Genomic DNA, 22,270 nt, shown 5'->3' on the forward strand with positions numbered 1-22,270 from the left:
CAATGTGTAACAGACCTGCACGGCAGGTTACCACACAAAGACAAATTGTGTAAAAACACGGTGATGGTTGCATAGGGCGGTGGCAAGGGCAACGCTTACACCACCGCCTTCATGCGGGCCGTGCACCTGGCCATGGCCGAGCGATTCGGCGGAGAGACCTTTCGCCTGGTCATCGTGACGATGCGTCACTCGGGCATGCCCTTTGTCGTGATGCAGAACATCCACCGGGCCTATCAGGCCCTGGGCGTGTACGACGATCCCATGGCCGAACTCCTCCTCATAGAGCGCGAGGAGGTTCGGCCCTTTGACCTGCACGCCCCATGCCCCACCTGTTGATCGACTTTAACCGGACCGACCTGCTCATGGCCGGACATCAGTCCTACGGAGACGGCCGCACCTCCTTTTGCAATGCCTGCAATTTCAACGTGGCCAACTTCTTCGGGGTGGCAGCCCGCCATTGCGGCGTGGACCTCATCGTCACCAGAGATTCCCCGGACGAACAGCGGGATTATGCCGTGTGGATCAACAAGCTGGCACACAAGACCGGGCAGGAGCCGTCCAGAGACGCCACCTTCAAAGGCACCCTGAAAGTCCTCGACGGGATCTTCCAGGACTATTTTAAGGAGATCCACGGCGCAGGGGGTCCACCGGCTGGCAGATTGCCGGGTCACGTGGGACGTCTCCGAGCCCCTCACCTTTTTTTCGATTTACGATTACACGGACTATGCCTCCGGTGCCCACTGGGCGCTGCTCACCGATTTCCTGGGGTTTGTCTTCGACGAGCTGGCCTTCAGTACACGGAATCGGACTGTGCCAATCCCGCGCTCATGGCGCACCTGCGAGGCCTTCGCACCGAGCGGGTCTACGGGCGGGGGTACCGGGAAGGCATTGATCAGTACACGGAGTTCGCCATTGAGCTCATGGAGCACAAGGACTTTCCGGAGCACCTCATCGAAGCCATCAAAAAGCGCTACGCCACGGACCAGGGCGTAACGCACATGCGCGATCTCGTGGAAGGGTACGCCCGGGACACCTTCGGCCTGACCACCGAGCAGCTGGTCTGCATGGTCTTCTCTCCCTTTGCGGGCAATGTGCCGGGCTGCACAACTACCTCTCCGCCGAACAGCCGGACCTGGCTCCCGGGAAGGGGAGATCCGTGCTCTTCTTAAGGACGGGGGTATTGAAAGCCAGGAACTCGCCATTCGGCTGGAACGGATCAGCGGCCTGAGCCTCACCGATTTGAGGCAGCTCGTGGCCTCCCTCTGTGGTCGCCCACGGGCAGCGACAGCGCCCGGGAGGGACTCCTGCCCTTTATCACGAAGAGCGACCCAAACCAGAAACTGATCCATGTGAATTTCGGAGGCGACGAATCGCCCATCATGGACCGGGTATCGGGAAGATAACCGCAGGCGATCGAACGGCGCCCGGCTCCGGCAAAACCGGCACCGGGCGCAGGCACTGAGAGATGCCAAATCTGAAGAACCGCAAAAGACGACCCGCGCAGCCGTCGACAACGCAGCCGAAGGCCTGACCGGGCAGAAGCCCCCTGTGCCCGGCGCCCTCACCACGAACACGACGGACCAGGCGTTCACGCCTTTTCCATAGATTTTTGTAATACAAACGTAAGAAAGGAGATGATGTTGTATGTTGACTGACAAGACTCAAGGCCGGGAGAAAACGGGTTCCAGTGCGTCACCTTATCTCAGCCTGCTGGTGACGATGGTGATGTTCGGCAGTGCATTTGCGAGTTCCAAATTCGTGGTAGGGGAGCTGCCCCACGAAGTGGCGGCGGCTCTAAGGTTCGGGGGCGGGGGCGCCCTTCTGATGGTCCTTGCCATGGTGATGCACGGACGCTCCAAGCCCGTGGGATGGGGGGCTGCCATGTCTGCTGGGTTTGCAGGCCTCCTGGGCGTGTTTGCCTACAATCTCTTCTTTTTCTGGGGGCTCTCCCTGGCACCGTCCATCGACGGCAGCGTCATTGTCCCGGTGCTCAGCCCTGTCATCACCACCGTCCTTCTCATCATCCTGGGCCGGGAAAAGGCCTCGTCCATGAGGATCCTGGGGCTCTTCCTCGGGCTTGTGGGCGCAGGGGTCTTCCTGGCCGGGGCAGGCACCGGGGCGTCCTTGAAAACCCGGATGACCGGTGACATCTTCTTCGTGGTCGGTGCCTGCTGCTGGGCCCTTTACAGCATTGTGTCCAAGACCCTTCTCTCCAAGGGAACCATCGACCCGCTGCGGGCCACGACGTGGGCCACGGCAAGCGGGGCCGTGGCCCTCATTGCCCTGGCCGTCCCCCATGCCCAGGCGGTTGACTGGGCCTCGGTGTCCCCCACGGCCTGGTACAACGTGGCCTACCTCTGCGTGGGCCCCACGGCCATTGCCTACCTGTTCTACTATTACGGCTTGCAGCGGGTGAGCGCCTCCACCGCCACCATCATGATGTTCACGGTCCCCTTCTTCGGGTCCTTTTTCTCCATCCTCTTTTTGGGGGAATCCATCGGCCGCCTGCAGTTGACCGGCGCAACGGTGATGCTGGTGGGCTCTTTTATCGCCGTGATCATGGAGCGCCGGAGCGTGCCCGCAAAGCAGGCGCCCCCAGCCCATCAAGGGTTCTGCAGGCGACCTAGCCAGGACAAGGCATCGTAATTCGCCACCTATCACCCGACAGACAGCCACGCGCCGCACCCGCGCGGCGGCCCGTGGAAAGGACACCATAAAGAAGATATTTTTCCACTGACGGCTCTTTCCGCGCCACGGCCATTGGTCAGTGCTCGCGCGGCTCAGCGAAGTCGACGACGAGAAAGGACCAACCCCCAAAAAAAGATCCCGGCACGCGGCTCACGGACCTTGAAGGCCGGGGACTGGTCTACCGGGTCCCCGAAGGTGACTCCCGGGAAGGGCTCTACTATCTCCCCTCTGCCGAGGCCAAGGCGTTCCTTGCAACATCATGGAAAAAGCGCGCCAGCCTGGGCCGACTGGCAAAGAAAGCTGAAACCCCAAAAGGCGCCCTCATCACCTTGCCCTCCAGGAGACAAGAACCCGGGGCCGAACACGGTCGCTGCACTGCTTCACCACAGACTGGAGCCCCCTACCCGCGGCCTGGTGTTCCGTGCCCGTGCACCCGCACCACAGGCTGGCCCCCAAGGGAAAAAGCCTTCCGGCCTTTACCGGGGCGTATGCCCGTCACCCCCTGCACGGCGACCTCATGCCCGTCTGGGCCGTGGACTGGGTGGCCCCGGACATCGGCACCGGTGTGGTCATCGTCAACCCGGCCCATTGCGCAGCAGACCTCAGCTTTGCACGGGACGTCGGCCTTCCCATCCGGTTCGGCCTGGTACCGGCAATCCCCGGCCCCGACAGCGACACCTGGATCGAGCCGCCGGTGATCCGCACGGGAGAGGCCTTCCGCACAGGCGGCCCCGCAGACGGCCTGACCCATGAGGCGGCTTCGGCCCGCTATCTTTCCATCCTCACCGAAGCGGGCCGGGCCCGAATGATCTCGGACTACTCCCTGGGCGCCCGAAAAATCGCCGAGGCAGACCCCGGCTACCGGCCATGGTCAGAGCCGGTTCACCGCCCGCCTCGACTTTCTGGACACCTTCACTGCCGCCAAAGGCTCGTGGATGCCCGTGCTGGACCGGGAGGCAGGAGCCCTGGAGGTAGCGCCATTGGTCTGCCTCTCCGTTGACTGCGGCATGCCCCTTCCCGATGCGGGCAAAACCATCATCGTGGGCACCACCGATTCCAACATCAACGGCGCCACCGACTCCCCGGCAGGACGCCTCGCCTGCCTGTCATCCGGGGCCCCTGCCGACACCCTCTCCCTGAAGCAGGAGACCATGGAGCAGGCAGAACGGTTCATCGCAAACCTCTCCGATGCCCCTGACCTGCCGACCCTCTCGGACAAGGACGTTGCCAAGGGCGCCAAGCGATCTCGCAAGGTCATGGAGCTCATGGCCGGGGCAGAGCCCCACCTTGCCTTTCGAGAGCTCTACAGGCTTGAGCGGGACGTCGACGAGACCCGGGGCGTGGGGAAAGCGGAGTATGGTCTCCTTCCCCGCCCTGGCCTATGTAATGTCCGGCCAGGGAAGCGTGGGAGAGACAAGCGAAGCCCGTCGCCTTCTGGCCCCTTTCTTTCGCCCCTGATAAACCCCAGAGCGTATTTAGATAGACATGCCTCCGGCGGCCCTGCCGGAGGCGTGTTTGGATTGATCAGTTACAAGGAAAAACAGACCATGGACTTAGGAATCAAAGGAAAAACAGCCCTTGTCGCAGCTTCAACCAGGGGGCTCGGCCGGAGCTGCGCCGAGGCCCTGGCGCAAGAGGGGTGTCGCGTTGCCGTGTGCTCCCGTAGCGAAGACGCCGCCCGGGAGGCTGCACGGGAAATCTCGGCCACCGCCGGCGGGTGAGGGCGGTGGGTTCAGGGACGGACCTGACAAATAAAGAGGAGATCCACAGGTTGGTTCAAGGGGTGGACGACGCCCTGGGCACCCCGGATATCCTCGTCACCAACGCCGGTGGCCCGCCCCCCGGTACGTTTGAAACCACGGCCCTGGACGACTACACCAAGGCCCTGGACCTCAACCTCATGAGCGCCGTGCGCCTGATCCACCATGTCTGCCCGGCCATGAAGGCCAAGGGCTGGGGCCGAATCATTGCCGTCACCTCAATCTCCGTGAAACAGCCCATCGGGGACCTGCTTCTCTCCAACATGGCCCGGGCCGGGCTCACCGGTTTTTTAAAAACCGTGGCAACAGAGCTGGCCCCCCACGGCATCACCGTCAACGCCCTGCTACCGGGTACCCACAAAACCGCCCGCGTGGACAAACTGGTCAAGGACCGCGCCGCACTGGAAGGCAAACACCAGGAGGAAATCTCCCGGAAAATGGTCTCGGCCATTCCCTGCGGAAGCTTCGGTGACCCGTCGGACTTCGGCGCCGCAGCAGCCTTTCTCGCCAGTCAACAGGCTCGCTTCATCACCGGTCACAACCTGCTTGTGGACGGGGGAGTGCATTGGGGACGTTGTACAAGTCGGCACAAAAGACCACCTCATGCCCGAGGCGGGCCTCTCACACTCAAACGATCCCCGACAAGCTTCTTATACATTCAAACCCAACAATTTGAAAAAAAGGCTTGCCCTACCCTTCGGTCACGGCAAACCGTAATGCAAAGAGTCAAGTTTTCACTATTTTTCCTGATTAAGGCATCAATTTTCGAAGGTATAGAAATAACGGAAGCCACTAAATCCAAAACGAAATACGTAGGACAGAAACAGTATATATCCTACAAATGGCAACAGAGCTGTTAATCTAAAACCACCAATGGTCATCATCTAGCAGTAATTGTCTGGAATATCGTTGAATTTTGTAAACATAGCCTATCAAGCTAATTATGCTAAGAACGATCCCAGAGCCAAAAATTATCAGAATTATATTTAAATTACTTTTTACAAAAAAAGATAATATTCCGATGATTGCTTCTCCACAGAGATATTCTTATAGATATTAATAAGGAGATTCGGATTGAGCGAAAGCGCAAGCATATATTACAAAAAACAAAAGAAAACAGGCCAATAACAAAGGAGTTAAATCATGATGTTGATCCAGAAAAAAATGCCCGCGAGAAGAGACACAACCCCACAAAGACCTGATATCAAGGCGATTGAGTTTAAGAACGCTTGGATGACATTTTGGTTGGTGTTGAAGATATAATATTGGTCATATTGAGACAACTTATATGCAAGTATAGTGAAGAACCACACACAAAAGCACCCAAGATATCCCAATCCCGAAAGAATACATAAAAGGGAGTGCATTATATCGGATCGGAAAAATCAATGAAGTTAGAAGCCCCAAAATACCGACAATGTATAAACCATATAAGCCACACTAATAACCAGGCCTCGCTTTTTTCAAAAAAATCTTGAAAAAAAATCCTGTCGAAAGCAGTCTAATAGTTTATCAATCCAAATAGCCGTTATTCCCTCATTCATTAGTACGTTTTTTAATTGAACCCTGTACTTACGTTAGATTTTGACTCGTTTATTCTGAAATAGACTTCCCATCATGATCCGTCCTTGAGCTAAAGTAAATCTACGATTTCTATTTCTTACCGTTTCAGTTCTAAGCGCGTGTTTGATGGAGCATCGGCTGAATGCGCTAAATCGCACCCACCCATAAAAACAGAATTTATGGCATTTATTCCCAAGTCTCTTTAATCATCAATCCAATCACAAAAATGCTTTATATCATAATCAGCCTGTGGCTATGATAAATTATCTAAAGACTCTACTGCCTGCTTTTCAATGAATGAAGTGGTATCTACTCCGGCCCCAAAAAACAGGCATAATCCCATTGGATATTGGACAGTGATGGTACCTGTAGCCCTAAGCGAGAAATCAACTAGAATATTTTCAGTCATACGCTGTAATTCAACATTTTTCAATTTAGAAAAACCATACATACCTGAAAGAGAACTTTGGACAACACGCTGCAAAGCTAACAAAAAGCACAACTCTTTTATTATTTTAAAACAGTAAGTACTTCTCATAGACATCTTTCCCCAACTCATTTTGCTCCGTTCACACAAAACACAAAAAACAATGCACCCAATCCGGAAACGTTTAGCAAGCACTAAAGCAAGAGGGAACTTTTTTGGTAGACAAGGGGTGTGCCATTCAGAATGGATTTTCGATCTACATGGTATCAAGGACATCATCGGGCAGGCGTAAAAAAACTATCGGAAAAAGGCGGAGCTTCCATCACACATGGGCTTCCGCACTATCTGCGATAGCTCTCTTGAAGCGGTTCGCAGCGTTGGGGGGTGGATTACGGCTTCCTTCCAAAGGGTCAGAATCGAATCAGAAAATCGTAAATTACGTTTATCCCTTGAATTATCGAACTTTTCCCCAATAACGTCTTGTAATATTGTACATATCCAAATAAACATTTTCTCATGAAAGATCGGGTCAACGCCGCAGCAGCTCCTTTCTCGCCAGTCAACAGGCTCGCTTCATCACCGGTCACAACCTGCTTGTGGACGGGGGAAGATACATGGGGACGTTGTAAGAATCGGCGCAAAAAAGCCCACCTCGTAACCCCGAGGCGGGCTTTCATCTTAAGGGCTAAATCTTCCTGCCCGGATAAATCGGCGTTGCCGGGCAACGTGTTGGCCAGCAGCCTTCGGCCACAGGCAACCACTGCAATAATATGATGCCACTTCATTTATTGGATGACGTTGCCATCAGAATACCAAAGCCCACAAAAACCGAGCCACTTGCCTGACGTATTGCCTTCATTCTGTATGGTTTTTTAAACCAGCCTGTCGCTCTGTCTGCGATCAGGGCATAAAACACCAGAAACGTGCATGACGACGCCATTAACACCGAAATAAGCGTCAAGAATTGCGGAACAAGGGCTTCATCATGGTTTATGAAGGGTGGAAACAGGGCCGTGAGGAAAACAATGGCTTTTGGATTGGTCACAGCGACCCCAAATGCATGGGCGAATATTTTCCATGGCGCCGTCCCGGCCTGATGACATTCATTGGTTTCCATTCCGGCATCGGAGCCTTGATGAAAGATAAGCTTCACCCCCAAAAACATCAGGTACAATGAACCGGCATATTTTACGGCGGTAAATATCGTCTCTGATGTTTGCAGCACGACACCCAGGCCTGAAACCGCCACAAGCCCAAGGCAAAAAAGCCCCGCGATATTCCCCAGGGCCGCAAATGTCGCCTGACGCCATCCGTGTAACGCAGACTTTGTCATGATGAAAAAGACAGCCGGACCCGGAGTGGCAGTGGCAACAACCACCAATGCCATGTATATGAGCCACGATTGAAAAGTCATCTTTCCTCTTTTTCAGGTTTAACGGGCGTGGTGGGTTTCAGATAGACGGAAGAACTCTCCAGGCTGGGGAAAGGGTAGCACCAAATATTCGGCAAATGCTCAGCTCAATGAATGTAAAAACTAAACTGCCGTTTTCTCGTCAAATGCTTTTGACCAATGGTAGACTTCCACATTTTCACGCATACCACTGGTCCAGAATGGATCTGATGTGTAGATTTCATGAACGTGGTTCTTACTCTCCGCCTCCACGACCCAAAATGCACCAAGAGGTTTTGAGGTAGGTTCATCGCGTATGGACCCAGCAACAAGGATCACCTGTCGTCTCTCATCCAGCCAGGCGATGTGAGACTGAAGATACCTCTCTCGAAGGAATTGGCTGTCCGGCTTGTCTGTAAAGCGCACCACAAATAGCATAATACCTCATTCACCTTTCTTTTACGGGCGTCCCGTAACCATGGAAACAAGTTCACCTTGCCCATCGACATCGGCCCCGGCGAAGTTAGGTTTCACACCCTTTTTCCGAGGTTCTCCCACGCATCTGGTTTGTTCTTGATTTCACATTCTAACTCAGCACACGGAAACTCGGAGCATTCGGCACAGGACGTATAATTTTTCCCAATGCAACACGGCCGCATTTTGCATCTGTTACTGCAAAAGAAGGAATGTCTTTTGTCTTCTTTGCAACCGTCACAGACAACATACTCCGGTCTGACTTCAGCCTGATAGATTTGCGCCAGATTTCGGGCAACGTTTTCCAACTCTTCACGTTTACCCGACTGAGTTGCTATATAGCTTTTGCATTTCGAACAGTCAATTCCACAGTAAGCAATCATTCATTCTTATCCTTAGGGAGGTAACACATATCCGGGCTAACGTGCAGCAAGGTACGACAAGATTAATTTTCCGTTACCATTGAAACCACAATGGCAACCGAAAATACGGCACAGGTGCGGATAAAGCCGATGGAATCACGATGAACCGTCATAGCTAAGCACATGGTTTTCGATGGTATGATCCCCAAAGGCAAAGCGGTGGGTGCCGATATGCTCAAATCCGCATTTTTCATAAAATCCCACAGACTTGTTCCTGACCCAAGTGTACAACCAGAATCTGTCCCCAAACCGTTCTTTTATCTCGTCCAACAGCTTCCGGCCAATGCCACGCCCCTGGAAAGGGGAATGGACGTATAGTTTTTCAATTTCAAACCCACTCACGCCACGTTGGAACCGAGATTCCAAATTGATGAGAGCATACCCCCTGATATACATCCCCTCTTCGAAGACCAGGCACCGGTATCTGGAATCTCGCAGGCGCTGCATAAAATACTCTTCATTGAAAGTAGACAAGGCAAATCTTGAATTCTCCATGCAGATGCCGTCAGCGGAATATGTTTGAAGCCACACCCCCAAAGAGAGTGCCGCTAAATTGATGCAATCTGAATCACAAGCTTCTCTGATCATTGAAACCCCCTAACCCGGATAGTTTATGAGAAAACGACCAGTCCAAGTCAATAAAAATCCGTTATAAGTGGTCATCCGGACTCAGGCAAATTCCGTCCCTGCACGAATCCCTTTCCCACGGCTTCCCGCCGCCCGCCCCCTAAAGTCATATTGAATCATGTCTGAATCCCTGATATCTTGCAGGATAACTTTGTTTAACGAGGATCAACTCAAAGGCACCCCACATGACCTTACTTTTCGTTTACATCTCCATCGCCCTGTTTTTTTCTTTTGCCTGCTCCATGATGGAAGCGGTCCTTCTGAGCATACCGCACTCGTATATCGGTGTTGTGGAGAAAAAAAATCCAAAGGTCGGAAAGCGGCTCAATGACTACAAACAGAATATCGACAGGCCGCTGGCCGCCATCTTGAGCCTCAATACCATTGCCCACACTGTGGGCGCTGCCGGAGCAGGTGCACAGGCTGCAGCGGTGTTCGGAAACCAGTATGTTGGAGTCATCTCTGCGATACTGACCCTGTTGATCCTGATCGTATCGGAAATCATCCCCAAATCCCTCGGTGCCACCTACTGGAAGCAGCTTGCCGGAACCGTGTCGCTGATGCTGATGTACCTTATTCCCCCGATGCTGCCCTTTGTCTGGATATCAAAGTACATCACCCGGCTTTTTTCACCTGAAACCGCGCCGCACGCCTTCTCCAGGGAAGAATTTTCAGCCATGGCTGAGCTCGGGGAAAAATCCGGAGAGATCAAAAAACAGGAAGCCCGCATCCTGCGAAGCCTCTTCCGGTTCAACTCCCTGCAGGTCAAGGACATCATGACACCGAGAACGGTGCTGTTTGCCCTGAAAGAAGAGATGCTCTCCGAGGAGGTCATCGAAACCCATCCGCATATAATTTTCTCAAGAATTCCGGTTTACAGTGACAACATTGACACCATCACCGGCTATGTCATGAAAAATGACATCTTGCTGGCATCAGCCAAGGGAGAGGATTCCAAGCCCATTTCTGAGTTGAAGCGAGAAATCATTACCGTTCAGGAAACCACATCCCTGACGATGATATTCGACTTTCTGCTCACACGACAGGAACACATCTCGCTGGTGGTTGATGAGTATGGGGGGACCGCTGGGGTTATCACCATTGAAGACATTGTTGAAACCCTGCTGGGGATGGAAATCATGGATGAGGTGGACACCATCGCCGACATGCAGGCCCTGGCCCGTGCCCAATGGGAGGAGCGTAACCGAAGGATGCTCAAGGACAAGCAGCTCGACCATTCGTAAGAGCCCGTATACCTGATTATGGACAAGTTGCGTATCCTGCCCATGCAGGCGCTGCTTCCCAATGGGCGACCCCGGATATTTCGCGAGTAACCAGCTGTAGTGGTATCTTATAGGTTTGGGGTGGACGTTTTCTCATGAAATATCCGGGCTAATACGTCCACGTCCCTTCTTCGCTCAGCAGCAACTCATCCCCACGGTAAACCTCCAACAGCCCCTCCTCAAACACGAGATAGGAAATATCACCATTTTTAAAGCGATACCCGATAAAACGATTGGGCGTAACGCCATCGGCACACATTGAATGCCAGGTGGACCCCATCAGCATGATGGATTTACCTGTTTTGTTATGGGTGCCGACATAAGTCACATCGCCACATGAAACAACACCCTCCTCACAATGGGTCTCAATGGTGATGGTGTAGTTTTTTGTCTTCAGCTCAGACGCAAAGGACGGAGAAACCAAGAACAAAAGCCCTATGATTGCCGTCATGATTGTGAAGGCAATCCCTTTTCCCCATTTCTTATTTTTCATAATAGTCAAACCCCATTTTGTTCACAGCCTGTTCAACCCTGTTTGTATCTTGAACCTTATGCAAAAGAACGATGTATTCATCTGATTCTGTGTCGATAAACCCCAGTTGCAGGCCATGTTCTCGCAATGGTTTATCGTAATCTTCGAAAACATGATCAAATGAAACGGTTGCGTCCTCACTGTAGGTATCGGGTGTTGGCAGATCTGTGTTGAGTCCGTGGTTGTGCTGAATGTTTCAGGACCATGGGCCTTCCAAATCTGCGATATCTGCTGCCCAGTCCATGCGCATGATGAAATCGATCAGAAAGCCATGAACGACATGTTGCTTCAGCGTTGGCATTTACTCATGACATATACGGGCTAACGCTTCACAATGACCATATTGCTCTTCTCCACACCCAAAAGTTCGGCAATGGGGGCACACTTTGCGATCAAAAGAAAAAAGATGTTGGGATGATCGCTCTCCATAAGTCCCTCAAAGTTCCCCTGCCCCTTTGAAATCACCAGGTCCGCCGCATAAAACGCCTCCTTGAACTCGTCCGAACTGAAATCCATGAGTGTGGACGGCGCATCCGCTCCATTGGAAAGGACCCGGCACACGCGGTCCATGCCCACATACCCGGCATCTTCTTCTGTCACGTCATTGATGACCGGCTTGCCGCGCACGGCAAAGGTGATATTCGGATGCCCCAGGGTCTCGATGAGCAGCTTGTCAAAAACCACCTCCCCGCAGTTATCACCGAGGTAGAGAACGCTTTCCGCACGGCCCAGCGCCTCTTTCAATTCCTCACGCATATCGATGGTCAGGCCCTGCTGGAGAAAGCCTTGAATCTGAGCGGAGATGTCACGCTCAACTGTATCGACACATAATCGATGATATTTCCGATCACGGCCAGTTTCGCAGCGGTGAGAAACGGGTCGTCTGTGTCACGCACCCTCTTTTTCCAGTCTTCATACTGGCCGAGGAGCAGGTCATTGGCCTCTTTTTTTTCCGCTGCATACAGATTCCCATTATCCAGGTGCTGCCTGGCAATCCGGTGAACCTGCGTTGCCAGCTGCGGGTTGGCCATATCGCGATTGGCGGCCAGCAGCTCATGCACGGCAAAAATAAAGCCTTCGGTATCCGCATCAGGCTTGAATTTACGAATCGATGACCGGTCTTGATATGGCAGAAATAGCACTAGTGTACGCCGATTTTTGCGTTCTCTTTTCTCTTTTTACCATTCGGTATCCGGCTGCCGCCCGCCGTCGCGGGAGCAAAAAAACTGGCATCCGTATGGAAATTGCGGTGCGAGTCATCCATGTGGCACCTCAAGGACCCGCAAAGGAGGACGTCGTATGTGGAAAACACCATGGCAACGCACTCGCCTTGACTGGCTGCAGATTGAAGTGAGCTCTGTCTGCGGCAATGCCTGTATTTACTGCCCCCAGACCGCATACAAAGCGTGCTGGGAAGACAGACTCCTTGCCCCCGAACAGATAGACGCCGTCCTCCCCTTTCTTCACCCGAAGACCTACATCCATCTCCAGGGCTGGGGAGAGCCCTTTGCCCATCCGCAACTGGTCTCCATCATCAAAAACTTAAAAGATAAAGGATTCAAGGTCGGCACCACCACCAGCGGCACGATGCTGGATGACGAGACCATGAAAACGCTGGTGGATATGGGCCTGGACCTCATCGCTTTTTCCACTGCCGGCTGCAGCAGTGAAGAAAATGACCCCATTCGCCAGGGCACCTCCCTGGAGCAGGTCATCCGCTGCATCGATACCATCCAAAAGTACAAGGCCGAAAGACACACAGCGTTTCCCAGGGTCCATATCGCCCAGATGCTGCTGCGGTCGAGCCTGCCCCACCTCGACACCTATCCGGCCTTCTGGAGGCAGCTCCATGTTGATCAGGTGGTGCTCAGTTCACTGTCCCTGGTCACGCGGCCCGAGCTCCAGAAGGAGGCCTGCCTGGCCGACACCATGGAAGAGTGGGATGATCTGAAGCGGAAGCTCTATGGTATGCGCGCCAATACCGGTCTGCAAAACGTGCTGCGGTTTCACCTGGTATCCCCTTTCATGCTCTTCAATCACTGCACGGAAAACATCGCAAAATCCGCTGTGATCGCCTCTGAGCGCACCGTAGCCCCCTGCGTTATGTCAAGCCTTCCCGTCACCGGGCAAGTCCGCCACTGGGCCCATGGCCGTTCTGCACCAAAAGAGAGCCTCCACTGGGGAACGATTCAGGAGGTGAAGTTCAGCAACATTTGGAAGCAGAAGCCATACAGCGCATTCCGCAAACAGAAAAAACGGTCAGAGGGGCCATGCCGCACCTGCCTGAAACGGTCCGTCGAAACCATGGAAACAGCGTATCAGATCGTCCCCGAATCCATGACCTGTCGCTGGCAGATCATTCAGGAAGCCAACACGGAAAGAGACGCCATACGGCGCATGGAAAAGGCCATGAAACCGAAAACCGTGGAGCCTACAGAAACAAGGCCGGAAATAAAACAAGGTTCATGATGTCTATGGTCATCATGAACCTGTCGCCTTACCCCCATGGGATCGGTCAAGAGATGCCCCGCTCAAAACGCCAGCCCTGTTTCACCCAGACCTTCGGACACCTGAATCCTGACGATACATGTAGGATGGGCAAAGCGAAGCGTGCCCATCTGATGCTTGAAGCGCCTTCATCTCCCCATTGGCTTAACCCTTCTAAAACCATCAAGGAGTTGGTTGGAGATCGATCGTAGGGCTGTTTGAGGTGGGTTATGCAGCTTAATGAGCCTGTCCCCTGTTTCTCTGCTTGTCTCTTAGCCCTTTTTGACAACAGAGCATTTGAGATACATGGCACCAAAGCCTGTAATCTTACAGGAGATATCGTGTCCATTTACAGGTTCATCAAGAAGCCTGATATTTTTGACCTTCGTACCACATTTCACGGTATCTTTCCCGGCCTTGAGATCCTTGATGGTGGTGACTGTATCTCCATCCTGCAACGGAGTGCCATTGGCATCAAGAAACTTGGAAGCATCTTCTGAAGAGGTATCAGAAGCCTCATCAGCTGACCACTCATGAGCACATTCAGGGCATACCCACATGAACCCATCGGGATAAGCATAAGGTGAATTACATTTGGGACACATCATCTCTTCAACTGACATAGTACTATTCCTGATTTTTTTTAATATAAGCTTGGTTTAAAACACTTTTTTTCCGTGCAACGAACCACGTAGCCCGGGTATTTCACAAGTCGGGTGCACCCACTATTCAAGGCATCGGAGCTGCACATGCCGTTGCTTACCTCAACGCTCTGATAACGCAGAAGATGGATACGCCCGGCTCTCGGCGTGTTGACGCTTTTAACATGCCAAAGAGATCAAAGCCATAGCGGTTTTCATTGAACCAAAGACGGCAAGGAACAAACTCTTTTTGTGATGCGTTTTAATATCCCTGATGTCGGCTGAAAGGCACGAAAACCTGATCCCGTGGTGAGCCCCCCTTCGGAAACTCCGCGTCCTCACCACAAAGAAACGCTACCTCAGTCGGATGTCGTCTTCGGAATTCATGCCCCCCAGGTGAACCGTCGCCAGCAGATGTGGTTGCCAATATTCGCAAACCTACACATGTAGGATGGGCAAAGCGGAGCGTGCCCATCTGATGCTTGAAGCGCCGTCATCTCCCCATTGGCCGGACGCTTCTATAACCGCAAAAGAATTTGGTTGGAGGTAGAGCGTGGGGCTGTTTGAGATGGACTAAGGCTTGTACTTTATATAGCTTAAAAAACCTGTCCTCTTACTCTCACTCTTACCCTTCCTCGCAATTAATTGTTAAGCAGATGGATCTTTTAGCCCTTTGCCAGGGAGAATCAACAGATTTACGCCAGGCACACCAACCAACGGGTAAATCAGCGATGTCACGGAGAGAGGGATCAATTTGTAAGGCCGTCCCCATACCTACAATCCTACCATCGTCTGTATTATCTGTTGCTCCGCATAAAAATGCCCATGAGTGGTCATCAGAGTAATGTGTAACTCTCAAAATGGGATGTCCATCCTCAAGAACTTGACGAGTTGTGATAGCAGCTACGTTTGACGCCTGATCAAAAGGCCATGCTTCCATTATAATTCCTATCATATTGATATTTATGTTCGCTTCAGCAAAATGAGAGAGTGCCTATGATAGTCTAGAGCGTTCGCTCCCGTTTCCGCATATCTTCCGTTAACAGCAGCGGGACTATACACGTAGGATGGGCAAAGCGAAGCGTGCCCATCTGATGCTTGAAGCGCCATCATTTCCCGATTGGCCAGGTGCTTCTAAAGCTGCCAAATAGTTGATTAGAGGGAGAACGTTAGGCTGCTTGAGGCAGGCTATGGCAGATATTTATATTCATTAAAAAGCATGCCACCTGTTTTGTTTCGTTTTGTCCGATGTTGTAACGTGCCCCGTTCCCCTCACCCATTCCCCACTGTTTCCATTAGTTGGGGCACAACATAGCCCACCAACATTTTGAATGGATTCATTTTGTAAAAGGTGTAGGTTTGCCCTCTCCACCTTGCTAAATGAATAAATACACGAATCGTATTAGGACCTTTCTTTAAGTATATTGAGAATTTCTCTTGTTTGGTCAGCATTATCTACAACGGCTTTGGTGACTTGAGCACAGGCAACAAGAAAGAAACCGGATATTGACATTCCAATACCAGGTAAAGCTGCAATGAACCAAACACCACTTCTCGATCCTTCAGAAAAACCTATGACGATCGCTACCAAACCAATCACAACAATGAGCCACCCTATGGTCGACATCAAAGCCGAAATTGAAAGTGCCGTGCCATAATTTGATTCGATGGTGTTAGACATTAGTTCATGATAATTACTTTGAAGAATTGTCATTTTCACCGTGAAACTCCGAGCACTCAGGAGCTAATTGATTATCCCCGGATATTATTTTGTCTCTTTCCTGGCGAAAACACGTTTTACAATATGGGATTTCACAGTCAAATCTTCCAGACCACCATGTTACTTTTTTACCACAAATTAACACTTCATCTCGGACATCAAACACCCCCTCGTTATGCACACGAATCAAATTATGTCTAAATAATCCAAGTACCTACGCCACTCTTCCGAATTATTGGATCAACTCATAGTTGATTGCACACAAGATTATAAAAAGTCTATCCCCTCTTCCTAATGTAATTATTTATTGAAAATGTGTAGGTTCTATCCTCTCGACCATCACTCTTAATGACAGCCGCATAGGGCGGTTTGGCCCCGATCTCTGGTGATCGAGTCCGAGGGGCCTACCCTCATCGTTAATACAGCAGGAGAGACCGCAGTCTCTCGTTCATGACACACGAGCGAAGCGAGGGCACTGGCGCGGAGCGCCAGCGGTCCCTTACTATGCGTTTGTTAGCTTTAATGTTTATATGTATCAATATCTATGAATGCGCCTGTCTTCACTAAAAAATTAATAATTTCAAGACCAAAGCCTATTGCTGGTGTAGATTGATTTTCATCAGTTGAAATCCACAAAACGACTTGAAGGCGCGTTGTGGCGTTGAACCGTTTTTTTATGCTGTTAATTGTATCGATTTTTGTATGCAATATCCGAATTACATCTAAAACCATGGTTTCGACATCAATTATTTCTTTAACGACCCTTCCCGTTGATAGTTTCCAGCAACTAAACTTGGGGATTTCGTTTGGAATTTTTGAACCTTTCCTTATTGTGGATGTTGGTTCTAATCCCATTGCTTTTGTTACCTCGTCAGGATTGAAACCATCTCCATCTATTGCGTAATAGACATAACATTCATTTGTTTCCAATTGGTTATCCTTCAGAAGCTAACGCCGCGCTTCACCCGACGGGCGCTGATGAGTGAAAGTGTTTGAAAAATGGCGACCGTCATTAAGTGATGCCGCCTGAAAAACCGCACTTGCGGCCGGTCGGCGTGGAAGCGCTTGTTGGGCGCTTAAGTAACTATTATTGACATACCAAATGGTATTTGTAGTTCAGAAAACAATTCAAGTGATGTGCCTTGTGGAATTTCGATTCCAGCGTGATCGCAATTTGAGCGATAACCCACAAAAACAGTACATGTAGATTCTCTTTGAGTTTTAACAAATACTGTTTATGCGGTTTTAGCTTTGACCAAAGTAAATCAATATGCTTCTCAAGTGGTTCTTCTTCATCTAATTGGGCTTGGTAAAGCCACATATCGTCTTTGTAAGGTATACTCTTCTCTCCACGCTTCTCCCCCTTTCGGTGAGAAGACGTTGGTTCGAAACCCAAAATATGTGAAATTTCTTTTAAGTCTGGTATTTCACCGAAAATTCTTAAAGATGCAGAATGGGCAAAGTAAATTTCATCGTCATCATCTTCGTTCTCGACAAAACCTTTTAAAATTTTAAATTCCTTCATTAAATCCCTTACATCCTTGGCGGTAGATAGGCGCCCAACGCGTGGCTATGCCGACCCAAAAAGCTGATAGGGACGGCGTTTGAAGTTACGAAGGACGTGACCAGCTTTTTGGGGTCGGCCATAAGCCAATTGTTATGCCTTCCCAAAAGACAAAATTTCCTTGCCCGTGAGCAAGTGAATAGGTTGGTTTTTCAGAATTTTTACCCAGATTAAAAATGACCGCCGTCGACTCACTTTCTTTCAGGTGGTTCACCAGGACCACATGATCTTGAAGAGTGTTTTTTAGCTTTCTGCTTATTGATGGTAGCTCTTGATGGAACTGGGTGACCTTATTTGACTGCTTCCAAGGATTTTCAACGTGCAAGACACCACCGCAACGATCATAAAGCTTTGCAAGCCTCTTTAATGTATAGCACTCAGTCTCATTTCTTAACCGGACCTGTTTCGTGCCATCGTTTTGAACTACTGGGTCTTTTTCAACTGCTTTAAAAAACATATCCGGGTTTAACTTCAATATGTTTGTAATTATATCCCTGCCATTCCAATCGGATTTATAATTTTTTGACCTTTTCCTCTGAACCCTTTGTACTTTTTTGGTGAATGGCTATTAAAGAAAAAGCCATTAGTTCAATCAGCTTACGGATCTGCAAGGCATTAGATTCAATTAAGAATCTGTTTTTTTCGGGGTTTGAGTATGATTCAATGTACTCAAGCCTTGCCCTAACCTCTACCATTTGGTCAAGATAGATTTCTAAGTTTTTGCTATCTCGAATATCAGTGATCATTTTGATCCATTCGAATGTAACGCCGCTAATCAGCCGCGCGGTTTTTTGCGTCGTGCTAATTAACTGTTATGTATTTGTTTTGTAAATCCTTTAATTACCCAAATTACGCCATAGAAAATACAAATGGGTGCTAAACCGTAAATAAACAACAATATGAAATCTATATCATAATGAAAGCAATAGTATTGTTCAAATATCACTCCAGTTAACCAACAAAATGAAAGTAATACAGATAGTCTGAAAGCTCCAATATGGTTATTGACCATTAAACCGATCAAATAGCATATAAAAAATGAAAATAAACCTATACCAATCGTAACGGCACTAACTATAAAATATTCGATAAAATACACGTTACTTTCAAATCGTTTTTGATAGTATTCTATTTCACCCAAAGTGTATTTTTTGTCTTTTTTAAAAAGGCCTCCAGTGTCTATGATATCTACACCTTTGGATTCGAATTCTTTTAGATCATCTAAGTGGTTTTGAAAAATTGTTAGATCACGCGTTTTAGTGAAAAACTCTTGCTGGTTTATACCAACAAAAATTAACCAAAAAACTACAAGAAAACTGCTTATATACAGACACTTTTGTTTCATGGTTCACCGTAATGGGATTAATACATAACATTTGAGCTTAGGGGCAGCCGAGCGAAGCGAGGGAACCAACCGCGCAGCGGTTGGCTGTCCCACTAAAGCGATTTGTTACATGCTCGCCAGAGCGAATATTTCACGATATATTTCTACGTTGCCTAATCCAAGTCCCCTTTTTTATACGCACACCTAATTTATTAATATCAGAATTAATTCTTTTGTTTGGTGTATAAAAAGCATCTTTTGAAGACATACCACTCCTTAGCCTCGAACATATTGTTGAGTAAGATACGTCAGGAAGAATGCGATTATAGGCGCTTATTATTGATGGATAATGAACCGCTCCAATAGTAATGGGTTTGGCTCCACCAAAACCTAAACCATGTCCTTCAAGACTCTTTTTTATTATTACTCGAAACTTATTTTTCGGCTCCCAACTAAAATCGATTATATTGTATTGGCGTATGCCAATTGCATCTTTTGTCCAAACAACATAATAGGGTTCAGTTTCATCTTGAAGATGAACTTTTTGCAATTTTTTTCCACTTTCTATTCCAGTAGCCTGCCACAATGACCACCCGTTTTAGACAGAATATGAATACATAGATGACGCAGATAAATTTTCAAGAGCTGAAACCTTACCGCAAATAACTGACTGCCCATTACGCCTCGTTTTATGAGGATAAGAATCATATTGTTTTTTTAACCACTCAGTTAGTGATGCATCAATTAGTGATTTTGCTTTAATGGCTATTGTTCCTTTGTTTTCGGAAAACCATTCACAATCACCACCAGCTCGGATGTATTCTTTTTCAAGTTGAGCTACAAACTCATACGGTTCTAACTTACCGCTATTTTCAATGACTTTTATAGCATAAGGTTTTAGATAATTAATAAATTCAGACATAAGCCACCTAATCAAAAGAGCATGTAACGTTTTGAGCTAACCGGTTGACAAAAGTTGCAGAGCGAAGCGGCGCGGCTTTTGGCAATCCGAGTTTAGCGACTTGTTAACCCCAATTCTCGGAGAATATCCATGCGGATTTGAACTCACGTGTGATTGCATTAAATGTAAATTTACACCCTTCATCAGTAAGGTCATTTAGCAAGCCTTTAATTATCGGCCCTGATTGACCCGTAAAACTAATGCCTGTCAGCGATACTTCTTCCGCCTGACCATTTTAGTTTAGGCCCCTTAAATAGCGCGAGGCACAGGCCATCAGTTGCTACTAAAAAACCTGTTTCGTCGTTGTAAAGTATGTTGTCAATCCCATCCCATTCAGTTGTTGAGATAATTTCTCTCTTATTAGGATCAACGAAATATCCCTGCCCACCTGCAACGACTAAAAATATTTTTTCATTGGGTATACGAAAAACAGAGTTAAAAGAACTCCACCCGCTTTGACTGAATACACCAACCCATTCTAAATAATCCTCATCAAGAAACTTAACCCACAATGTATTCCCAGACATTGAAAAATTGTGTTCTTCAAAATCTCCAGACAGGGGCGGCCTATCAAGGATTTCCGCTTTCATGAAATTACTATATCCTTAAAGTCGGTTAACGTTGAGCTATGCGGCCGCCGCGCCACCGTTCGAAGCAACCAACGGCCAGCTGTAGGCGGTCCGTATAAGTGACTTGTTATAAACTACTTAAATTATTTCTTGTATTTCAAAGTTATCTACTAAGAAGCACCTTAATTGTTCCGTTATATCGGAAATTTTTTCCAAATTCCAGATTTCTAATTTTCAATATTAGGTTGTTCTGGAACTTCAATGCTTGGGTCATGACGAAGCCAATCAATTCTGCTCCCTTCCGAAGAACGCCTCTCATTCTCATCTATTTCATCCAAATAAAATTTAATTCGAAAACCTTTACGGAATAAAAGGTACTTAAGAGGCTTAATTTCTGGTGCCTTTATCGAAAGAATTGTTTGAACATCTTCGTTTTCGAAGAATGATTGTAATTTTGGTATCAAATATTGTTGTTCAAGAAGCAGTATTTTGATCTGGTCAATGTCAATATCTTGACCGTTGTTATGGTTTGTAAATGATTCTAATATTGTAACACCATTATTGTATAGAAGTGATAAATAACGATGAAAGTTACTTAATTCAATCCCAATTGAACGTTTTTTATCAGTTTGTATGACAGGCAATACTGAAATTAATAACTGCCCTACATTGAGCAATTGTTCAAACATATGATACTTCTCCGATATTGTTTATAACATTACGAATACCCCGACAATTTACCATGTATATTACCCTGATAAAATTGACAATTTTCCAGGGTACCGGATATTCAAAGGGTTAAAGTGGAAAAATGTCCGTTTCAGATTCCACTTTTTGTGGTTCAATACTGCCGACCGGCACACTCAACACCCAGATAGCTTGCACACCAAAGAAACAGCGAGCATCTCACCCATAAAACCCATTTGATATTATTCAAATTTCGAACCAACCCACCATGTAGTCACCAACCACACAGGGTATTGATACACCCCGATGTCACTTTCCGTGTTTGTCCTTTAATACGGCGATACACTAAATTTTTGTTTGCATCTGGATACTCGCTCATTTCCATGTTTGGCCTTTAGTACCCCCAAGTAAAATGGCTTCGCACACAACCTAACCCGCATATTTCGTGAGAAGACAACCAGCCAGAACGAAAACATCATGGTTTCAGATAGCTACAATAAAAAATTGTTATTCAAAAATGCAAAATGTAAATCGACGTTTGCTGTTTGATTTTCTCACCCTTCGGCGATCCGAGTACACCCATCTTCTGCGTTATCAGAAGCTTTCATAAAAACCAACCCACTTTGCAGCTCTGATGCCTTGAATATGGGTGCACTCGACACGTGAAATATCCAGGCTAACGGCTTTAGAGTAATGCGCAGGACCTTTTCCACCAGACAGGAACCTGTGCCCTGAGCACCAAGGCCCGAACAATTTTAGTCATACGCCGTAAACCTCCATTTTTCAACTCAAAAACTTACTATCCCTAAAAGAGAACTTTGGACAACAAGCTGTAAACCTGTAAAAATTTCTCTTTCTCATCAACATACATGCCTATCTGTCATCGTTTCCCACACCAACCTGAACACCTGATCTGGACGCTTTCACAGATCCAAAGAGGGGAGTAATCTTTTTTGGGATAGATAGAATGAACAGTGAGCCCGGGACTGGGAAACAGGCCCGCAAGGTATGATGAGAATGAAGATGTTAGGAAGGGAATTGATTCGGTGGTTTTCGAAATGAATAACAGCGGGATTTACCAACAAAAAAACTATTGACACGCAAAAAGGATGGAATTAGGGTGGAACGTAATAACTAGTTATTACGGTAAT

The 22,270-nt window shown here is 48.5% G+C and carries 26 protein-coding genes and 1 pseudogene; 8 read left to right on the forward strand and 19 right to left on the reverse strand.

Translation table 11 applies throughout. The features are described from left to right. The first annotated feature begins 111 nt into the window (after positions 1-111). The 6 genes from ACOYW1_RS22445 to ACOYW1_RS22470 all read left to right on the forward strand — a co-directional run bounded on the left by ACOYW1_RS22445 (position 112) and on the right by ACOYW1_RS22470 (position 5,308). Complete coding sequence (locus ACOYW1_RS22445; protein ID WP_482419816.1) at positions 112-336, forward strand: hypothetical protein; 225 nt, start codon at positions 112-114, stop codon at positions 334-336. Next, positions 321-1,169, forward strand: a complete 849-nt coding sequence (locus ACOYW1_RS22450; RefSeq protein WP_482419817.1) for a hypothetical protein — start codon at positions 321-323, stop codon at positions 1,167-1,169. The genes ACOYW1_RS22445 and ACOYW1_RS22450 overlap by 16 nt, the downstream gene beginning before the upstream one ends. 475 nt (positions 1,170-1,644) lie before the next feature. Beyond that, on the forward strand, positions 1,645-2,646 hold the full coding sequence (locus tag ACOYW1_RS22455; protein ID WP_482419818.1) for a DMT family transporter: 1,002 nt from the start codon (positions 1,645-1,647) through the stop codon (positions 2,644-2,646). Between the two features lie 463 nt (positions 2,647-3,109). After that, complete coding sequence (locus tag ACOYW1_RS22460; protein ID WP_482419819.1) at positions 3,110-3,688, forward strand: hypothetical protein; 579 nt, start codon at positions 3,110-3,112, stop codon at positions 3,686-3,688. Continuing rightward, complete coding sequence (locus tag ACOYW1_RS22465) at positions 3,624-4,409, forward strand: SDR family NAD(P)-dependent oxidoreductase (RefSeq protein WP_482419820.1); 786 nt, start codon at positions 3,624-3,626, stop codon at positions 4,407-4,409. Before ACOYW1_RS22460 ends, ACOYW1_RS22465 begins: the two co-directional genes overlap by 65 nt. 5 nt (positions 4,410-4,414) lie before the next feature. Next, the gene (locus tag ACOYW1_RS22470) at positions 4,415-5,308 is read left to right on the forward strand and encodes an SDR family oxidoreductase (protein WP_482419821.1); all 894 of its coding nucleotides are present in this window, start codon (positions 4,415-4,417) and stop codon (positions 5,306-5,308) included. 956 nt (positions 5,309-6,264) lie between these two features. Here the strand turns inward: ACOYW1_RS22470 and ACOYW1_RS22475 are convergent. From ACOYW1_RS22475 to ACOYW1_RS22495, 5 genes are all read right to left on the reverse strand, one after another. Continuing rightward, complete coding sequence (locus tag ACOYW1_RS22475) at positions 6,265-6,549, reverse strand: hypothetical protein (RefSeq protein WP_482419822.1); 285 nt, start codon at positions 6,547-6,549, stop codon at positions 6,265-6,267. Positions 6,550-7,219: 670 nt separating this feature from the next. Continuing rightward, entirely contained in the window at positions 7,220-7,852 is a 633-nt protein-coding gene (locus ACOYW1_RS22480; RefSeq protein ID WP_482419823.1) for a LysE family translocator, read from the reverse strand. A 120-nt stretch (positions 7,853-7,972) separates the two neighbouring features. Then, positions 7,973-8,266 (reverse strand): YciI family protein, encoded by a 294-nt coding sequence (locus tag ACOYW1_RS22485; protein WP_482419824.1) that lies wholly within the window; start codon positions 8,264-8,266, stop codon positions 7,973-7,975. A gap of 92 nt (positions 8,267-8,358) precedes the next feature. Continuing rightward, on the reverse strand, positions 8,359-8,685 hold the full coding sequence (locus ACOYW1_RS22490) for a DUF3795 domain-containing protein (protein WP_482419825.1): 327 nt from the start codon (positions 8,683-8,685) through the stop codon (positions 8,359-8,361). Positions 8,686-8,820: 135 nt separating this feature from the next. Further along, positions 8,821-9,312: a GNAT family N-acetyltransferase gene (locus tag ACOYW1_RS22495; protein ID WP_482419826.1), complete on the reverse strand. Its 492-nt coding sequence runs from the start codon at positions 9,310-9,312 to the stop codon at positions 8,821-8,823. Between the two features lie 224 nt (positions 9,313-9,536). On the opposite strand from ACOYW1_RS22495, the gene ACOYW1_RS22500 reads away from it, so the two are divergent. Beyond that, the gene (locus ACOYW1_RS22500) at positions 9,537-10,595 is read left to right on the forward strand and encodes a CNNM domain-containing protein (protein ID WP_482419827.1); all 1,059 of its coding nucleotides are present in this window, start codon (positions 9,537-9,539) and stop codon (positions 10,593-10,595) included. Positions 10,596-10,743: 148 nt separating this feature from the next. Here the strand turns inward: ACOYW1_RS22500 and ACOYW1_RS22505 are convergent, their stop codons facing one another. From ACOYW1_RS22505 to ACOYW1_RS22515, 3 genes and pseudogenes are all read right to left on the reverse strand, one after another. Beyond that, positions 10,744-11,127: a hypothetical protein gene (locus tag ACOYW1_RS22505; protein ID WP_482419828.1), complete on the reverse strand. Its 384-nt coding sequence runs from the start codon at positions 11,125-11,127 to the stop codon at positions 10,744-10,746. After that, positions 11,117-11,359 carry a DUF6630 family protein gene (locus tag ACOYW1_RS22510; protein ID WP_482423799.1) on the reverse strand — a complete coding sequence of 81 codons (243 nt, stop codon included), beginning with the start codon at positions 11,357-11,359 and terminating at the stop codon, positions 11,117-11,119. Before ACOYW1_RS22510 ends, ACOYW1_RS22505 begins: the two co-directional genes overlap by 11 nt. Before the next feature lie 128 nt (positions 11,360-11,487). Continuing rightward, a pseudogene (locus ACOYW1_RS22515) lies at positions 11,488-12,308 on the reverse strand (damage-control phosphatase ARMT1 family protein). A 157-nt stretch (positions 12,309-12,465) separates the two neighbouring features. On the opposite strand from ACOYW1_RS22515, the gene ACOYW1_RS22520 reads away from it, so the two are divergent. Further along, complete coding sequence (locus tag ACOYW1_RS22520) at positions 12,466-13,635, forward strand: radical SAM/SPASM domain-containing protein (protein ID WP_482419829.1); 1,170 nt, start codon at positions 12,466-12,468, stop codon at positions 13,633-13,635. A 290-nt stretch (positions 13,636-13,925) separates the two neighbouring features. On the opposite strand, the gene ACOYW1_RS22525 is transcribed toward ACOYW1_RS22520, so the two are convergent. The 11 genes from ACOYW1_RS22525 to ACOYW1_RS22575 all read right to left on the reverse strand — a co-directional run bounded on the left by ACOYW1_RS22525 (position 13,926) and on the right by ACOYW1_RS22575 (position 21,121). Next, complete coding sequence (locus ACOYW1_RS22525) at positions 13,926-14,276, reverse strand: zinc ribbon domain-containing protein YjdM (RefSeq protein ID WP_482417881.1); 351 nt, start codon at positions 14,274-14,276, stop codon at positions 13,926-13,928. 1,420 nt (positions 14,277-15,696) lie between these two features. After that, a complete protein-coding gene (locus ACOYW1_RS22530) occupies positions 15,697-16,014 on the reverse strand; it encodes a hypothetical protein (RefSeq protein ID WP_482419830.1) in 318 nt (105 codons plus the stop codon). Positions 16,015-16,533: 519 nt separating this feature from the next. After that, the gene (locus ACOYW1_RS22535; protein WP_482419831.1) at positions 16,534-16,944 is read right to left on the reverse strand and encodes a DUF4279 domain-containing protein; all 411 of its coding nucleotides are present in this window, start codon (positions 16,942-16,944) and stop codon (positions 16,534-16,536) included. Positions 16,945-17,101: 157 nt separating this feature from the next. Continuing rightward, the gene (locus ACOYW1_RS22540; protein ID WP_482419832.1) at positions 17,102-17,539 is read right to left on the reverse strand and encodes a DUF4279 domain-containing protein; all 438 of its coding nucleotides are present in this window, start codon (positions 17,537-17,539) and stop codon (positions 17,102-17,104) included. Positions 17,540-17,624: 85 nt separating this feature from the next. After that, complete coding sequence (locus ACOYW1_RS22545; RefSeq protein WP_482419833.1) at positions 17,625-18,035, reverse strand: hypothetical protein; 411 nt, start codon at positions 18,033-18,035, stop codon at positions 17,625-17,627. A 55-nt stretch (positions 18,036-18,090) separates the two neighbouring features. After that, on the reverse strand, positions 18,091-18,324 hold the full coding sequence (locus ACOYW1_RS22550) for a hypothetical protein (RefSeq protein WP_482419834.1): 234 nt from the start codon (positions 18,322-18,324) through the stop codon (positions 18,091-18,093). A 59-nt stretch (positions 18,325-18,383) separates the two neighbouring features. Next, entirely contained in the window at positions 18,384-18,923 is a 540-nt protein-coding gene (locus ACOYW1_RS22555) for a hypothetical protein (RefSeq protein WP_482419835.1), read from the reverse strand. A gap of 130 nt (positions 18,924-19,053) precedes the next feature. Continuing rightward, on the reverse strand, positions 19,054-19,452 hold the full coding sequence (locus tag ACOYW1_RS22560; RefSeq protein ID WP_482419836.1) for a hypothetical protein: 399 nt from the start codon (positions 19,450-19,452) through the stop codon (positions 19,054-19,056). Positions 19,453-19,500: 48 nt separating this feature from the next. Continuing rightward, the gene (locus ACOYW1_RS22565) at positions 19,501-19,824 is read right to left on the reverse strand and encodes a hypothetical protein (RefSeq protein WP_482419837.1); all 324 of its coding nucleotides are present in this window, start codon (positions 19,822-19,824) and stop codon (positions 19,501-19,503) included. Between the two features lie 236 nt (positions 19,825-20,060). After that, positions 20,061-20,453: a hypothetical protein gene (locus ACOYW1_RS22570; protein WP_482419838.1), complete on the reverse strand. Its 393-nt coding sequence runs from the start codon at positions 20,451-20,453 to the stop codon at positions 20,061-20,063. A 206-nt stretch (positions 20,454-20,659) separates the two neighbouring features. Next, on the reverse strand, positions 20,660-21,121 hold the full coding sequence (locus tag ACOYW1_RS22575) for a hypothetical protein (RefSeq protein WP_482419839.1): 462 nt from the start codon (positions 21,119-21,121) through the stop codon (positions 20,660-20,662). Between the last annotated feature and the right edge of the window lie 1,149 nt (positions 21,122-22,270).

The organism is Desulfoluna sp. CYM3A (assembly GCF_056829965.1).

Bases quoted from the DNA above. Each gene is read 5' to 3' on its own strand.
- ACOYW1_RS22495 (WP_482419826.1), bottom strand. From the start codon at position 9,312: ATGATCAGAGAAGCTTGTGATTCAGATTGCATCAATTTAGCGGCACTC.
- ACOYW1_RS22545 (WP_482419833.1), bottom strand. From the start codon at position 18,035: ATGTTTTTTAAAGCAGTTGAAAAAGACCCAGTAGTTCAAAACGATGGC.
- ACOYW1_RS22570 (WP_482419838.1), bottom strand. From the start codon at position 20,453: ATGAAAGCGGAAATCCTTGATAGGCCGCCCCTGTCTGGAGATTTTGAA.
- ACOYW1_RS22485 (WP_482419824.1), bottom strand. From the start codon at position 8,266: ATGCTATTTGTGGTGCGCTTTACAGACAAGCCGGACAGCCAATTCCTT.
- ACOYW1_RS22565 (WP_482419837.1), bottom strand. From the start codon at position 19,824: ATGTCTGAATTTATTAATTATCTAAAACCTTATGCTATAAAAGTCATT.
- ACOYW1_RS22505 (WP_482419828.1), bottom strand. From the start codon at position 11,127: ATGAAAAATAAGAAATGGGGAAAAGGGATTGCCTTCACAATCATGACG.
- ACOYW1_RS22455 (WP_482419818.1), top strand. From the start codon at position 1,645: ATGTTGACTGACAAGACTCAAGGCCGGGAGAAAACGGGTTCCAGTGCG.
- ACOYW1_RS22450 (WP_482419817.1), top strand. From the start codon at position 321: ATGCCCCACCTGTTGATCGACTTTAACCGGACCGACCTGCTCATGGCC.
- ACOYW1_RS22465 (WP_482419820.1), top strand. From the start codon at position 3,624: ATGCCCGTGCTGGACCGGGAGGCAGGAGCCCTGGAGGTAGCGCCATTG.
- ACOYW1_RS22525 (WP_482417881.1), bottom strand. From the start codon at position 14,276: ATGTCAGTTGAAGAGATGATGTGTCCCAAATGTAATTCACCTTATGCT.
- ACOYW1_RS22540 (WP_482419832.1), bottom strand. From the start codon at position 17,539: ATGAAGGAATTTAAAATTTTAAAAGGTTTTGTCGAGAACGAAGATGAT.
- ACOYW1_RS22500 (WP_482419827.1), top strand. From the start codon at position 9,537: ATGACCTTACTTTTCGTTTACATCTCCATCGCCCTGTTTTTTTCTTTT.
- ACOYW1_RS22445 (WP_482419816.1), top strand. From the start codon at position 112: ATGCGGGCCGTGCACCTGGCCATGGCCGAGCGATTCGGCGGAGAGACC.
- ACOYW1_RS22555 (WP_482419835.1), bottom strand. From the start codon at position 18,923: ATGAAACAAAAGTGTCTGTATATAAGCAGTTTTCTTGTAGTTTTTTGG.
- ACOYW1_RS22490 (WP_482419825.1), bottom strand. From the start codon at position 8,685: ATGATTGCTTACTGTGGAATTGACTGTTCGAAATGCAAAAGCTATATA.
- ACOYW1_RS22575 (WP_482419839.1), bottom strand. From the start codon at position 21,121: ATGTTTGAACAATTGCTCAATGTAGGGCAGTTATTAATTTCAGTATTG.
- ACOYW1_RS22475 (WP_482419822.1), bottom strand. From the start codon at position 6,549: ATGAGAAGTACTTACTGTTTTAAAATAATAAAAGAGTTGTGCTTTTTG.
- ACOYW1_RS22520 (WP_482419829.1), top strand. From the start codon at position 12,466: ATGTGGAAAACACCATGGCAACGCACTCGCCTTGACTGGCTGCAGATT.
- ACOYW1_RS22480 (WP_482419823.1), bottom strand. From the start codon at position 7,852: ATGACTTTTCAATCGTGGCTCATATACATGGCATTGGTGGTTGTTGCC.
- ACOYW1_RS22550 (WP_482419834.1), bottom strand. From the start codon at position 18,324: ATGATCACTGATATTCGAGATAGCAAAAACTTAGAAATCTATCTTGAC.